10 protein-coding genes are annotated in these 14,582 nt (G+C 59.7%); 6 read left to right on the forward strand and 4 right to left on the reverse strand.

The features are described from left to right. Positions 1-4 precede the first annotated feature (4 nt). The gene (locus ACGG9J_RS08235) at positions 5-2,653 is read left to right on the forward strand and encodes an FtsX-like permease family protein (RefSeq protein ID WP_390135250.1); all 2,649 of its coding nucleotides are present in this window, start codon (positions 5-7) and stop codon (positions 2,651-2,653) included. 19 nt (positions 2,654-2,672) lie between these two features. Here ACGG9J_RS08235 and ACGG9J_RS08240 read toward each other — a convergent pair whose 3' ends face one another. From ACGG9J_RS08240 to ACGG9J_RS08255, 4 genes are all read right to left on the reverse strand, one after another. Continuing rightward, positions 2,673-3,362, reverse strand: coding sequence for a response regulator (locus tag ACGG9J_RS08240; RefSeq protein ID WP_390135252.1), 690 nt, complete (start codon positions 3,360-3,362; stop codon positions 2,673-2,675). Positions 3,363-3,698: 336 nt separating this feature from the next. Further along, the gene (locus ACGG9J_RS08245; RefSeq protein WP_390135254.1) at positions 3,699-6,443 is read right to left on the reverse strand and encodes a DUF7134 domain-containing protein; all 2,745 of its coding nucleotides are present in this window, start codon (positions 6,441-6,443) and stop codon (positions 3,699-3,701) included. Between the two features lie 269 nt (positions 6,444-6,712). Beyond that, a complete protein-coding gene (locus ACGG9J_RS08250) occupies positions 6,713-7,696 on the reverse strand; it encodes a ribokinase (RefSeq protein WP_390135256.1) in 984 nt (327 codons plus the stop codon). Between the two features lie 54 nt (positions 7,697-7,750). Next, positions 7,751-8,788, reverse strand: coding sequence for a LacI family DNA-binding transcriptional regulator (locus ACGG9J_RS08255; RefSeq protein WP_390135258.1), 1,038 nt, complete (start codon positions 8,786-8,788; stop codon positions 7,751-7,753). A gap of 430 nt (positions 8,789-9,218) precedes the next feature. Here ACGG9J_RS08255 and ACGG9J_RS08260 point away from each other — a divergent pair, with 430 nt between their 5' ends. Genes ACGG9J_RS08260 through ACGG9J_RS08280 form a run of 5 tightly spaced genes read left to right on the forward strand, consistent with a single transcriptional unit; the run spans position 9,219 to position 14,204 of the window. Next, on the forward strand, positions 9,219-10,598 hold the full coding sequence (locus ACGG9J_RS08260) for an alpha/beta fold hydrolase (protein WP_390135260.1): 1,380 nt from the start codon (positions 9,219-9,221) through the stop codon (positions 10,596-10,598). 10 nt (positions 10,599-10,608) lie between these two features. After that, a complete protein-coding gene (proC, locus tag ACGG9J_RS08265; RefSeq protein ID WP_390135262.1) occupies positions 10,609-11,412 on the forward strand; it encodes a pyrroline-5-carboxylate reductase in 804 nt (267 codons plus the stop codon). Positions 11,413-11,454: 42 nt separating this feature from the next. Beyond that, a complete protein-coding gene (gene ychF, locus ACGG9J_RS08270) occupies positions 11,455-12,561 on the forward strand; it encodes a redox-regulated ATPase YchF (protein ID WP_029678472.1) in 1,107 nt (368 codons plus the stop codon). 53 nt (positions 12,562-12,614) lie between these two features. Further along, positions 12,615-13,358: an alpha/beta fold hydrolase gene (locus ACGG9J_RS08275; RefSeq protein WP_390135359.1), complete on the forward strand. Its 744-nt coding sequence runs from the start codon at positions 12,615-12,617 to the stop codon at positions 13,356-13,358. Between the two features lie 54 nt (positions 13,359-13,412). After that, a complete protein-coding gene (locus ACGG9J_RS08280; protein WP_390135264.1) occupies positions 13,413-14,204 on the forward strand; it encodes a L,D-transpeptidase in 792 nt (263 codons plus the stop codon). The last annotated feature ends 378 nt before the right edge of the window (positions 14,205-14,582 follow it).

Raw genomic sequence — 14,582 nt, forward strand, 5'->3', positions numbered from 1 at the left:
TACGATGATGAACCGCGATGCGCGAATGATGATGCCGGCTGGTCTGGCAATCGTGATCGGCACCCTCTTTATGTGCCTGACGCTTCTTTTTGGCAATGTGGCGAATGCCTCCATGCGTCGCGAGATCAGTATGGATGCCGGTCAAGCCAACTATGCTGTGACAGCCATGAGGGATCAGGATAAGCCTATCCTGCTCGATGAGTTCGACGGCAGAAGGCTGTCGAAACTGCAGGGGGTTCGTAGTTTGCGCCCAGATGTCAGCCTCATGGTGGATACGGAAGCAAACGGTCAGTCCAGCAGGGGGATTCTGGCGATTATGGGTGCCAGGCAGGAGCTCATGCCTATCGATTTGGATCGGGGACAATGGCCGGATTCAGACGATCAGGTTGTACTGCCGCGTTCCGTCGCCGACAGGCTCCAGGCGGTCCTTGGCGATAAGGTGCGCCTCCATCTGTCCCCGTTGATGCTGCCAGGAAGTGATAGTGTTCAGGAATCTTCAAGTAAAGAACGCCTTGTCGACCAAGGCACAGTGGACTTGACCATCTCGGGCATCAGCAAGAGCCGTGGTGGACAGTACGACGACTTCGGCGGAGCTGTGGTGCTGACGGGTTCCCGGATTGATCGCCTGCTGACTATGGCAGGAATGGTTGGACCGGCGTCCCCTCCTTTGGAAAACGTCTATCTGCTGGTTGATGGCGAAGGCAAGGAACTTCAGAACACTCTGCATGACATCAGCCGATACGTTCCTGAGGGATACCGGCTGGAGGACCGTCGTGCCATGGAGGATAGGCTGCTCAGTGAGCAGACCGGCAATGGTGTGAACATCATGACTGTCTTCCTCATGACTTTCGGTGTGCTGGCCATGGTGGTGGCTGCCTTGGTAATTGCCAACACCTTCCAGATCATGGTGGCCAGACAGCGCAGATACCTGGCCTTGCTGAGGGTCATTGGTGCTGATCGACGGCAAATCAGGGTCGGCGTGCTGCAGCAGGCTTTGCTCCTTGGCGTCATATCGTCCCTGATCGGCATCCTGCTGGCCATGGGCTTGATGGGCCTTGCCGGTTGCCTTGGTTTGCATTCGGGCACCATGAAGCTTGAACTCCTGCTTACTCCTGCTGCCCTCCTGGTTCCGTTTGCGCTTGGCGTTCTGGCAACCTTGGTGGCTGCCTTTGGGTCTACTCGTACCGCTATCAGGGTTAGACCGCTTGAAGCCCTGCAGCCAGTGGATCATCAGGAGCAAGGCAGCAGGAAGCGGACCGGTCCGCGGATCAGCATCCTGCTGGCAGTCAGTGGCTTGGTATTCGTGATCTGGTCCTCTTGGCGCGTCACAGAGCTGGTCAGGACAAACTCTGGCGATACAGTCCAGACCAGTAATCAGCAGGAACTCTTGCTAGGTCTCGCGGTATTGGGTGTTTTGCTGATCTTTCTGGGTGCACTGGTCGGTGCTCGTCGGTGGATTCCGGCTCTTCTGCGTTGCCTGGGTGCACCTGTGTCCAAGATTGGACCATCCTGCAGGGTCGGAGTAGCGAATATCGCTCGAAATCCCTTACGAGTCGCTGCCACAGGTGTTGCCCTGCTGATCGGCGTAACCCTGGTCACCACTCTGGCTACAGGTGCGGTAACCACTAAACGTACTTTGGCCAAGGATATTGATCAGCGTTATTCCGTGGATATTGAAATATCTGGTCAGGGGCTGAACAAGAAAAATGTGCGGGCCATTGAACGTATCCAAGGTGTTGCCGATGCAGAGCTGGTGCAGCGATTCAATGCCACGGTCGAGTCAGGAGGCCCCTCACAGGCTTCCATGACTGTCTATGCCTTGGATACTTCACGGATCAGGCGTGTGCTTCAGACCGATCTGGGTCCAGGTATGCAAAGGTCGGATGCATTGCTGGTGTCGACCAGAACGATATCCAAGCATTCAGGTTACCGGGATGGAAGTCAGCTGAAGTTGTCGATGGCTGATCCTCAGGCGGACGATGAACGTGAAAAGAAGGCAGATGCAAGAAGGACATTGACTGGGGTCTTTGCCGGATTCGGCGGGCTGGATACCAGTGGCGTCTATGCAATCACGGACTCCCGGAATGTCGCTGGGATTGACACCAAGACGCATGAAATCTGGATCAGGACGCAGGGAGATCGCGATGCCGCACTGCTCTTGGATGACATACGTCAGGCTGTAGGAGAGCATGACGACATGGCCATCAGCGGAGGGCTGACGCAAAAGAGGATATGGGGAGAAAGAATCGATTCCTTGTTGGCGATCATGGTGGCATTGCTGGGCGTTGCCGTCATTATCGCCCTAATAGGGGTCTCTAACACTTTGATGATGTCGGTGCTGGAACGCCGTCGTGAGACTGCCACGCTCAGGGCAATCGGCATGAGCAGCGTCCAGGTTCGCCGATCCTTGGGAGTCGAGGCCTGCATGATTGCTCTAGGATCCAGCCTGGTTGGAATCGTTCTAGGGATGCTATTCGGATGGATAGGAGCCTATCAGGTCTTTGTGCCCTTGGGATCAGTGATCTTCACCGTGCCATGGTCGGCTTTCGCGCTGATATTGCCGGTGGCCTTGCTGGCCGCGGTGGCAGCCAGTGTGCTGCCAGCCAGGGAGGCAGTCAAGGTTTCACCCATTGAGGCCCTCAGTGACGATTGATGCTGCCTGATGGCCGGGTTCATACCAGGTGGTTTTCGTAAGCGAAGACCACCGCCTGGACACGGTCGCGGGCATTGATTTTCTGAAGAATGTGAGTGACATGAGTTTTCACCGTGGGCAGTGAGATCCTCAGATTGTCGGCGATCTCCTGGTTGCTCAGGCCTTGGGCTATGTGAACCAGGACCTGCAGCTCGCGATCAGTGAGCAGGTCCGCTTCGGGATCGCGATAGGTTGATTCCGATGGCATGGATTCGGCCGCAGGCATGTCATGGGCCATGTGTTCGATCAGTCGTTTTGTAGCCGAAGGGGCGATGATCGCATTGCCTTGGTGAACTGTACGGATGGAGGATAACAGGGTTTCAGGCTCGGTATCCTTGAGCAGAAATCCTGATGCGCCGGCTTTTATAGCAGCCATGACGTATTCGTCAAGATCAAAGGTGGTCAGCACAATGACCCTGGGCTCCGGGCGGTCAGGTGACAAAGCAGTGATCTGGCGGGTGGCTGCCAAACCATCCATGCCGGGCATGCGAACGTCCATGAGGATCACATCAGGCCGCAGGCGTGAGGCCAGATTTACTGCTTGCTCGCCGTCCGCGCCTTGGCCGACCACGGTCATGTCATCCTGGGAGCCGATGACCATGGCAAAACCGGCACGGACAAGATCCTGGTCATCCACGATTGCAACGTTGATGGGTTCGGTCCGTTCCATGACTGCCTGCTTCTTTCCGTTAGATGATGGCCAGCGCCACTATCCGATTTTATCTGAGTTGAGTGTTGCGAGGAATTACGACTGGATTCAATTCGGAGCCAGGGTAATCGCTGTCTGATTGATTGTTGTCTGAGTAATTACTGGCTAAGCGACTATCGTCAGAAAGACTTTCAACTGGTGAAGTTATGCTCGTCAGCAATCGATTCCCGGAGTGACGAATCTTCGGGTGCGTAGTTCATGGGGTGCTCAATTTTTCGAGTGTACTGATGATTACTTGACATGATCATTTTCCTGTGTGCTATCCATAGGAGATGTTCATTATCAAGAACGCCTATGTCAGGAGTCCGATTGGTCCGGCTGGTCCGATTGGACATGCTCTGGTTCCTTATCCTGTTGCGAATCTTGTGGACGGTCGTCAAGCTGATCATCAAGATCTACTGGCAGAGGTTTGGCTGGGTGAAGGGCCGGCAAAGGTGTGGTCTTGTGGGTGGGCTCGTCCATCTGGTTCCTGTATGAATTGAGGTTCTTGTTTGGGTTATCGGTGATGTCAGTGTTTGAATGCAAATCGGTGCTGGAACTGTGACGCAGGATTGTGAGCAGTTGGCGCATTCGAGCCAGGGCCTGGCGTCCTTGGCTCGCAATGTCGCCGAAGGCTTGCGCTACCTGCTCTGGTGGAGGGTCTACTCCCTTGACTTGGTAATCGTTCAACTCGGCGATGGCTTTGCTGGTGGATGCAATGACTGTATTCAGTGTGGCAGCCACCTCTACCTGCATGGTGGCGCCGATAAGTTCCCGCTCTTGATTGGCGGCTAGAGCCTGGCTTTCCTGCAGGGTCTGGCTCAGCGCGCGCTCGCGTTCCTGCTGGAGGAGCAGGACCGAACCACGGGTGCGTCGGCGGGAGGCAATCAGCATGGTCAGCAGACAGATCAAGGCCGGTGCGGCCATCACTATGAAAAGCGTTAAATGGGATGCAGAAAAAGATGGCTCTTCTGGTCCTTCTGCCAAGTAGGACAAAATGGTGGGGCACCCTTGGTTATTGACTGCACATCTAACAGCCCATAAAACCATATCCGTGATGACCGCGAACGGAACCCAGCGTCTGGTGGTGTTTTTACCGTAAACCATTGCCGAATAGACGGCGATTGGTGACGAGACTGCAGCTTCTGGCAGCCAAGGTGAGAAGAGCAGCAGCAGGGCGGCGACTGCAGCTACTATGACGGCGCAAATACCGGGACGGACCCTGCGCACAATCAGAGGCAAAGCGAGACTTAGCGTGGCGATGATTCTTCCTGGCCGACTCGGATCATACTGGGGAGTGACAGGTGCTATAGCAAGAGCTTGACCTGGATTCTCTACCAATACGAGTCCGATCACCAAACCCAGGTCGGCTGTCAATGGGTGGCGTTGAAACCAAATGAAGAGCGTGGAGACAATCGAGTGGAGGGACCATTGAGCTTGTCGATTCGCATGTATCCCCGCTTCGGGTTCGGATTTTGGCTGAGCGGCAAAAGGAATCCACGCCTGGATGTGGTAACCGCCTTCTGGTTTGGGACCAGCTTGAAGGTTGCCTCCCAGAGAAGTCAGCCGTTCGTGCATCCCTAAAAGGCCGAAACCTGAATGCTCAGGTTGTTCCATCTGCGGCGGAGAGTCTGAATTGGTAGGGGCATGGTCGAACGGGTGGTCGTCGATGGCAAGGCTCAGACCGTCCGTGAGCCACTGTTCTTCGATCAGCACGTTTGAAGCCGGAACGGCATGCTTGCGGATATTGGTCAAGGCTTCTTGAAGGACCCGGTAAGCAGTTAAGGCGTGGCTGCGATCCAACTTTTCTGGGCAGGGTCGGCCTTCAATGCGTCGGCTGAATCGGGATTCTGGTTGAGCGAGTCGGGCGGTTTCTATCAGGTCTGTCCATGATCCGTAGCTGGTCGGCGGGTTGCTTGAAGAGGTGGTAGCCGAGGGCCAAGTATGTGCATTGTCTGGCGTATCAACGTTGGCCTTGGCAGTGTTTGCGGTTCGAGCCTCTTTAATTGTGGGAGGGCAGCCGCTGACTTGAATTGGTTGAGCGCGTTCTGCATCAACTGAATTGCGAACATGAGCGTTCGTGGTTTGGGCACTTGCTTGGGATTGGTCAGGGAGCTGGATATGGGCTGGGTCCGTTGGTTGTGGGGAAAATGGGTGTTGACTGGGAGGGGAAACCGCTGTCTTTTGGCTTGTGTCGGGTGCCAAATTGGTTGGAGCCTTGAGTTTGCCGAAGAGCGAGCTCAGCTCACGTAAGGCACGACGGCTCTCTTGATCGATGGTGCGCATGGTCTTGAGTGCCAGCTCGGCATTGCCAGTGGCTGCGTACCTGCCGGCATCTGCCTGCACAATGACGATGGACAGAGTGTGGGCGACGACATCGTGCATGTCACGCGCTATGCGGGCCCGTTCAGCGCTGGCAGACAGGGATGCGCTTTTTTCTGCCTGCAGCGCCAAGGCGTGGTTGCGTCGCCGGGCCTCGCCGAGAGCATCCTGTCTGGTCCGCGTCCAGTACGCTGCAACGATAGCTATGAGCAGCAGAAGCCCCTCGATCAGAAAATTCGATAGGAAGGTGATTGCCAGATCTTTGAATGAGGTCGGCAACATTGAGGTGTGGTCCGGCTGCGTCTTGCCCGGAGGCAGAAACCCCAAATCGACCAATGTGAAGATAAGGCAGGATAGGGGCGTCATGACCCAGGCCACGGTCAGGTAGAGTCGACGCAAGGATGGACGTCCGTAGAGCATACAGGAATAGACCATCACCAGGCAGACTGCATCGGAGAGCATGATGGCAGGCCCTAACAGGAGCTGAGCCAGAGCCACAGCGACGAAGAGTCCGGCTGCTAGATCGGGGAATCGGCGACGGATAACGACAGGGGCTATGAGCAGGGCCGTCCACATCAGGATTAGGTTTTCCTGCAATGGGATCAGGGCTCCATCTCTCAGATTGGCGCTGGAGCCGCTCACCAGCAGAAACAGAGCGATGGCAAAGAGAGCGTCAGTCAGCAGCATTCGATTGTTGGACCGGGTGATCGGTCGCTGCGCTGTTCGGCTGACTGCATTCATGGAATCAACAATATTCGGGGGTCGCTGGCGGTGCCATCAGTCCGAGGGATGATGTGATCGAATGAGGTTCCGGACCGAGACAATCGAGCTAGCAGTGGGGCATCCGACAGTCGACGGGCATCCCTCCCAAGTGCTCGTAGATGCCAGTCAGGCCGACGTCCCGTCGTATATTCTGAAACGATTCGTCGGCCTGACAATGCAGTGGGGTCAAAAGCGCTCTGCTCGTCTGATTGTCCGAATCCTGATGGCTCGACCCCGAACGCCCAAATTCAGGAAAAACGCAGCCGGATCTGCTCGGCCGTCCCATAGGAGGCCTGCGCACCCTGCCCGGTGGCGGCATAGGCGGAGACGTAGGAGGCTAGCTGGGCGGCCTCAACCAGGGTCATGTCGGAAGCCAGGCCGGCCAGCACGGTGCCCATGAAGGCGTCCCCGCAGCCGGTGGTGTCCACGGCGTCCACATGCACGGCGTGAATCCGGTAGGACTGGCCCTGGTCCAGCACCATGGATCCCTCGCCGCCCAGAGTGACGATGGCCCGGTGGAAACCAAAGTCCTGCATGGTCTGGTTGATCTGGTCCCAGTCAGCGCCCAGCCAATCGCCGTCCTCAGGCTCGTCGATGTCCAGCAGCTGGGCCATCTCATGCTCGTTGACCAGAATCAGGTCCGAGTTGGCGATCAGGTCGGCGGGCAGGTCGGCGCGGAAGGGGGAGTCGTTGAGCAGCACGGTCATGCCTGCCTCGTGGCCCATTCGTGCTGCCTCGGTGACCGTCTCGATAGGGCTCTCCAGGCACAGGCCCAGCACCTTGGCCGAGGTCAGGGCCTGGCGGGAGCGGTGAGCGTAGTCCACATCCACCTTGCCGTTGGAGCCGGGGGAGTAGACGATGGTGTTCTCGCCGCGCGCGTCTACAGTGATGACTGTAGTTCCGCTGGCTCCCGGCACGGTCATCACATGGGAGACGTCCACCCCGGCATTGCCCAGCTGCCCCAGCAGGAAGTCGGCGTTGGAGTCGGATCCCACTGCCCCGAAGAGCCTTACCTGGGCACCGATGCGGGCCGCGGTCGCCGCCTGGTTGGCTGACTTGCCGCCGGGCAGCACCTGCAGGGGACCCCCGTTGATGGTTTCGCCGGGCTTGGGCAGCCGGTCGGTGTTGACCGTGTAGTCCGCATTCATGGACCCGACCACCGAGATGGATCCCTTGATGGTGTCCAGTCCCTTGAGCACCTGCTCGGGTGCTGCCGCCATATCTTGAATCATGTTTCTCCGTTCCTTGATGAGCTTGTCCGCCTTGATGATCGCGCTGTGAAAGGTTCAGGGATCCTGGCCGGTGTGCACGGGCGGGCGACCTACCGAGGCGCAGTGGCGGTAGCTGGTCTGCAACCGGAGCGACTGCACCGGCGAGCCCGCCATCAGCTGCAGCAACATGTCCACGCAGCGGGTCCCCATGACATCGATCTGCTGGGAGATGGTCGACACGGCTGGGGTCAGGATGCGGAAGACCGGCAGGTCGTCGAAGGTGATTATGGACAGGTCCTCGCCGATGCTGATTCCTTGGGACTGGGCCGTTTTGATGGCGCGTATGGCATCCAGGGAGGATCCGAAGAGCGCTCCGGTGACTCCCTGCCGGGCCCAGAGGTCGATCATATCGGGGTCGAAGGTGCCGGATTGAGCCTCGTCGACCACGGGATCGTCCATGTCCTCTATGCCTGCCAACAGATTGCAATATACGTCCAGGCGCTCCCGGAAGGTGGCCGATTCCTTGAGGGGCCCGGGCACCAGGGTAATGCGTCGGTGGCCATAAGCGTGCAGATCTTCGAGGGCTTGCCTCAAGCCAGTTTCAGGGTCGGCGTCCACACAGGGGATGGTCCGCCCGTCGCGTCCGGCGGTACCCTTGGCAGCCCTGTCGACACAGACCAGTGGCAGCCCGCGTCTGGTGAGCTCCTCCAGGGTGCGCGAGGAACGCGGCCCAGGCACAATGATGGCACCGTCGATGTGCTGCCCCAGCAGGTTGCGTACCTGAGCGCGGTCCTCGCCAGAATCACCCTGGGTAGAGGTGCAGATAAGGGTCTGGAAGCCGTGGTTGAGCAGTTGGCCTTGGATCAGATAGGCCAGGTCTGCGAAGTAGGAGTTACGGATGTCGGGGATGAGCAGGCCGATGGTGCGCGAGTGGGAGGAATGCATGGACCGGGCCCGGGAGTCCGGCACATAGTGCAGGTCGTGGATGACCTGGTTGATGCGCTGTCGCGTGGCGGGGGAGATGCGCCCGGAGTCGTTGAGGGCTCGGGAGACCGTCGATACGGAGACTCCGGCCCGTCGGGCCACATCCCTGATCGTCGCGTACGCCATCATGGCCTTTCGTCGAAGTGGTCGACGCCGGGCCGGACTGCCGACCTCGGCGGTTGCCTGACCGCTGCCATTGGAAGGCGAACGGTTCTGACAGGCTTCAGTTATATCAGTGCGGTAACGATACCGCAACTTTCACCGCATGACCCGTCGAGGCTTGGCTAAGGGTGGAGTCAGACGAGGCTAAATACTTAGCAGAAAGCGGCTACTTGCAGAAGTGCGGTGGCGCGAGGAGCGCGTCGGATCCCCCGGGGGGAGGTGAGCGCGGGAGCATCTGCCTTAGCTGGCTTCGCGACAGCCAAACAGGCCGGAACGAAACCCGCTCAGTTTCACAACATCACTGGATCTACCGTGTTACCCGAAAAACAACACACGAGCCAGGTCCAACCGCCCGACGACAATGAACGCAACTGATTTCAAAGAAAGGAGCCAGCGCATGACCAACCAGGGATACTATCTGCCGGGTCTTTACGTTCGGGAGGGATCCATCCCCGTTCCCTTGGACTGGGAGGGCAGTGAACCTGGCGTCTGGCGAGCCGAAGATCATTCGGACCAGGCGGTTATCCGCTGCTTCTACCGCGTGGTCTGCTCCCCCGAGCACATCCACGACGACCTGCCGTTGCTGGTCTACCTGCAGGGCGGACCCGGCTCGGGCGCCCCACGGCCGTTGAACTCCACTGCCGACGTGTGGATGGCCGAGGCCCTGCGCCACTTCCGCATTGTCCTGCCCGACCAGCGGGGCACGGGCCGGTCCAACGCCATCGACGGCTCCACCATGGCCTCCCTGGGTGAGACCCGGGCTCAGGCCGACTATCTGAAGCATTTTCTGGCCGACTCCATCATCCGGGACTTCGAGCACCTGCGTCGCACGGTCTTCGCCGGCCGTCCCTGGGTGACCCTTGGGCAGAGTTTCGGCGGCTTCCTGACCATGGCCTACCTGTCGAACTTCCCCCAAGGGCTGGCTGCGGCCTTCACTACCGGGGGCGTGCCCCACATCCCCGCTGATGCCTATGAGCTCTATTCCCATACCTTCACCAAAATGGCCCAGCGGTCCCAGATCTTCTATCAACGCTATCCAGGGGACCAAGACCGTGTGGCGGCCATTGCCGACCGGCTGGCCCAGGGCGATGTGGTCCTGCCCGGCGGCGACCCCCTGAGCGTGGAGCGGCTGCAGACCCTGGGTGCCGACCTGGGCAAGAGCGGCGGGTTCGAGCGTCTCCATTGGCTGCTGGACACAGCCTTCCTGGACGGGGACGGCAGCCTGCCCGCTTCCGGCGCCAGCAGCTCCCGGGCCACCCTCTCGCAGGCCTTCCTGGAGGGGGTGCGGTCGGCCACTGCCGTCACACCGCTCTACTGGCCCCTGCAGGAGTTCATCTACGCCGACGGAGACTGCGAACCACTGCGCTGGGCCGGGCAGCGGGTGCGCGATGCCCGTCCTGAATTCGACACTGCTGCTCGCCCGCTTATGTTTACCGGGGAGGCGATCTTCCCTTGGATGTTCGAGCAGGAGTCGGCCCTGCGCCCCTTCGGCCCGGCGGTCAGCCTGCTCATGGAGGAGGGCTCCTGGGGCCACCTGTACGATCCCGAGCGTCTGGCCGACAATCAGGTACCCCTGCAGGCCGCGGTCTATGCCGACGACCTCTACGTGCCCTCCGAGCTTCAGTTGGACACCCTCTCGCGCGTGGGCCACGCCCATGCCTGGGTGACCAACGAGTTCGAGCACGACGGGCTGCACGGGGACAGGGTCTTCGCCCACCTCTACCGGCTGGCCCTGGAGCGCGGCGATTTGGAGGGGCTCTTCCCGGCGCGCGGTTAGACTTGAGGGCATGAACACGGACTCATTGACTCTCGGATTCATCGGATACGGCAACATGGCCCAGGCCATGGCCCAGGGGCTGGTCGACGCTGGTGTGCTGCCCGGCGGCCGGATTGTGGCCTGCGCAGCCCACTACGATCGGCTGGTGGAGCGGACGGCCAAGCTTGGGGTGCGGCCCATGCACTCGGGCACCGAGGTGGCTGCTGCCGCCGACCTGGTGATTCTGGCCGTCAAACCGAAGCAGGTGGCCCAGGTCTGCGAGCCCATCCGCCACGAGCTGGCTGACCCGGACCGCATGGTTCTCTCGGTGGTGGGCGGCATGACCCTTGAGGACTATGCCGACCTCCTGGAGGAGGGCACCCACCTGATCTGCGCCATACCCAACACCCCCATTTCGGTAGGGCAGGGGGTTCTGGTCACCCAGGATGACGACACCTTGACCGACCAACAGCGGGAGCTCTTCACCCAGGTCTTCGACCCGGTGGCCATGATCGAGCGGCTGCCCCGGGAGCTGGTTTCGGTGGGCACGACCATCGCCGGATGCGCGCCCGCCTACACGGCCATGTACATGGAGGCCCTGGCTGATGCCGGGGTGGAGCATGGGCTGCCCAGGCAGTCGGCCTACAGGCTGGCGGCGCGAATGGTGGAGGGGACCGGAGTCCTCTACCTGGCCACCGGCACCAACCCCGGGGCCATGAAGGACGCGGTCTGCTCGCCGGGCGGAACGACCATCAAGGGGGTCGCCTCCCTGGAGAAGCACGGCTTCCGTGGAGCGGTCATCGAGGCCATCGATGCGGTGGAGCGCGGCGACTAGGGGGAGCCACGCCGGGGCAGTCCGGGCAATAGACTGGTGCATATGTCGTTAACCATAGGAATCGTCGGGCTGCCCAACGTTGGCAAGTCCACACTCTTCAACGCCCTCACCCGCAACAACGTTCTGGCGGAGAACTACCCCTTCGCCACCATTGAGCCCAACACCGGCATCGTGCCCCTGCCCGACGACCGGCTGCCCGTCCTGGCCAAGCTGGTCCACACGGACAAGATCGTGCCCGCCACGGTCACCTTCGTGGACATCGCTGGCATCGTCAAGGGGGCCTCGGAAGGGGAGGGGCTGGGCAACCAGTTCCTGGCCAACATCCGCGAGGCCGACGCCATCTGCGAGGTGGTTCGCGCCTTCAATGACGACGACATCGTCCACGTCAACGGCAAGGTGGATCCGGCCGACGACATCGACACCATCAATACCGAGCTGATTCTGGCCGACATGCAGACCATCGACAAGGCGCTGCCCAAGCTGGAGAAGGACCAGCGTGGCGGCAAGATCAAGCCCGCCTACCTGGACACCGTCCGCAAGGCCAAGGAGATTCTGGGCCAAGGCCGGACCATCGACCAGGCGGCCCAGGCCGGGGACATCGACAAGGACGAGCTCTACGACCTGCATCTGATGACCGCCAAGCCCTTCATCTACGTCTTCAATGTGGACGACGACGAGCTGCAGAACGAGGACATGAAGAAGCAGCTGGCTGATTCCGTGGCTCCCGCGCCAGCAATCTTCCTCAACGCCCAGTTCGAGTCCGAGCTGACCGAGCTGGACGAGGCCGATGCCCGCGAGATGCTGACCGATGCCGGGCTCAAGGAGTCCGGCCTGGACCAGCTGGCCAGGGTGGGCTTCGACATCCTTGGCCTGCAGACCTTCCTGACCGCCGGGGTCAAGGAGGTGCGCGCATGGCAGATTCACAAGGGCTGGACCGCCCCACAGGCCGCCGGAGTCATCCACACCGACTTCGAAAAGGGCTTCATCAAGGCCGAGGTGGTCTCCTATGACGACTTCGTGGCCGCCGACGGGTCCTACGCCAAGGTGCGCGAGGAGGGCAAGATGCGCCTAGAGGGCAAGGACTACGTCATGCAGGACGGGGACATCGTGGAGTTCAAGACCGGCATCCCCTCCGGTTCCAAGAAGTGAGCGCCAAGCCCGGGTTTGCCATTCGCCGGGGTCATGGGCTGCCACTGATTTTCGTGCATGGGTCCGGTGTGAACCACCACATCTTCGACGACCTGGACCCCGTCTTCGAGCGGGTGGGCGGATTCGAGCGGATCTACCTGGACCAGCCCGGCTTCGGCCGCACGCCGCCCGACCCGTCCATCCTCGACCTGGATGGTCTGGCCGGGTGGTTGGATGACCAGGTGGACATTTTCAGCGGCGGCGGCCCATTTGCCTTGGTGGGCAACTCCCTGGGCGGGCTGCTCAGCCGCCATGCAGCCGCCGGTCGGTTGGACCGCTGCCGGGGGATGGCCCTGCTCTCCTCGGTGGTCGACCCGGTGACCGCCCACAGGCGCCTGCCCCCGCGTCAGGTGCTGGTCCGGGACGACCAGGGCCTGGCCGACGTGGACGAGTTCACCAGGCATGCCTACCGGCAGATGGCTGTGGTGGAATCCCGGGAGCATCTTGAGGCCTACCAACGCACCATCATGCCCGGCATTCGTTCGGCCGATGCCGACACGGTGGCTCGAATGGAGGGGCACTACCAGCTGGATATGGAATTCGACCAGGTCTGGTCCGGATTCATAGCCCCTGTGCTCTTTGTCTGCGGCCGCCAGGACGACCGTGTGGGCTACCTGGACCAGTTCGACCTGGCCTGCCGCTTCCCCCGGGCCTCCTACTCGGTGCTGGACCGGGCCGGCCACAATGTACAGATCGAGCAGACCGCCCTGGTCTGCGACCTGCTGGAGGATTGGGCCAGGCAGGTGCTGAAAAGCTGAGTCCGGGCTGTTTCCTTCAGTCGCTAAATTGAACTGTGCATACAGGTTCGTTCAATGGCGAAGAAGGGGAAGGACATGGCTGTCTGGGGATTGGATAGCAAACGCCTTAAGCGGCGTGTGCTTGCCATGCTCCGTTGGCTGCTGGACCCCGTCCGCCGCACGCCTGTGGTAGTGACAACCGCCCTGTTGACGCTGCTGCTGACAGTTTTGGTCGACAATCTGTTCCAGCCGGTGGATGCGGCTCATACAGAACGATCGGCAGATGCGAGCACTTCCAGTACATCAACCGTTTCGGTGAGACAATTTCCCAAGGCGCATCATCCCAGCAAATCCAAGTCCTTCTCTTCATCAGCGGCAAAGAAGCAGACAAAGGTTCAGAAGACAGACCCTGATGGCTCCTCCACTCAGCCTGTCGATTGGCTCAAGCCTTCGCAGCAGGTCGATTACCCGGATCCTGCGGCCCACCCTGGCATCTCCTTGGAGGTCAGCCTTCAGGATCAGCGGGTCTACGTGCGTGATGGGTCTCAACTGCTCTACACCATGTATGCCTCGACAGGTATGGATGACTCCACGCCCAGGGGCAGCTTCCGCATCCAGGCCGAGCGCGGCGACCACTTCTACAACCCCAACGAGGGGATGGGCGCCCGCTACTACACCAGCTTTCTGAACCACGGGGTCTTCCTCTTCCACTCGGTTCCCACTGATCTTAGTGGCAGCTACATAAAGGAGGAGGCTGACTTGTTGGGCATCCGACCCAGCTCCCATGGCTGCATCAGGCTGACCGTGCCTGACGCCTTGTGGATCATGCAGTCCGTGCCCATAGGCACGCCCGTCCTTGTTGAATAAGGTACGTGATTTTGATGTTCAAAATAGTTATAGTTGGTTTGTATGCACAAAGAAGATATATACAAAAGTAGTCCCGGTGCTTTGTTTCTGATTTCCTTGTATTTAAGCAATTGTCTATTCTCTTACATGCATACTATTGCAATAGTGAATTATCGCTCAATTAAAATTATGGCTCCCTTGCTTCCTTTTGACTAAGTTACTCTCTACATGCAAACCGCGAGTAAAGAAGATGTCATCCAAATTAAAGAGCAAGGGCTATAGGAACTAAACGCGTTGTTTATGTTGGGGGTTTGGCCTTGTGGCTGTAAGCGTGTTGGGTGGTTGTTAATAGGTCGGGTTGTTAATAGGGGTCTTGCAGGGGTGCCCGTTCCTGTTCGA

The sequence above is a fragment of the Bifidobacterium apicola genome (assembly GCF_042846865.1).
GTDB classification, from domain to species: Bacteria; Actinomycetota; Actinomycetes; order Actinomycetales; family Bifidobacteriaceae; genus Bombiscardovia; species Bombiscardovia apicola.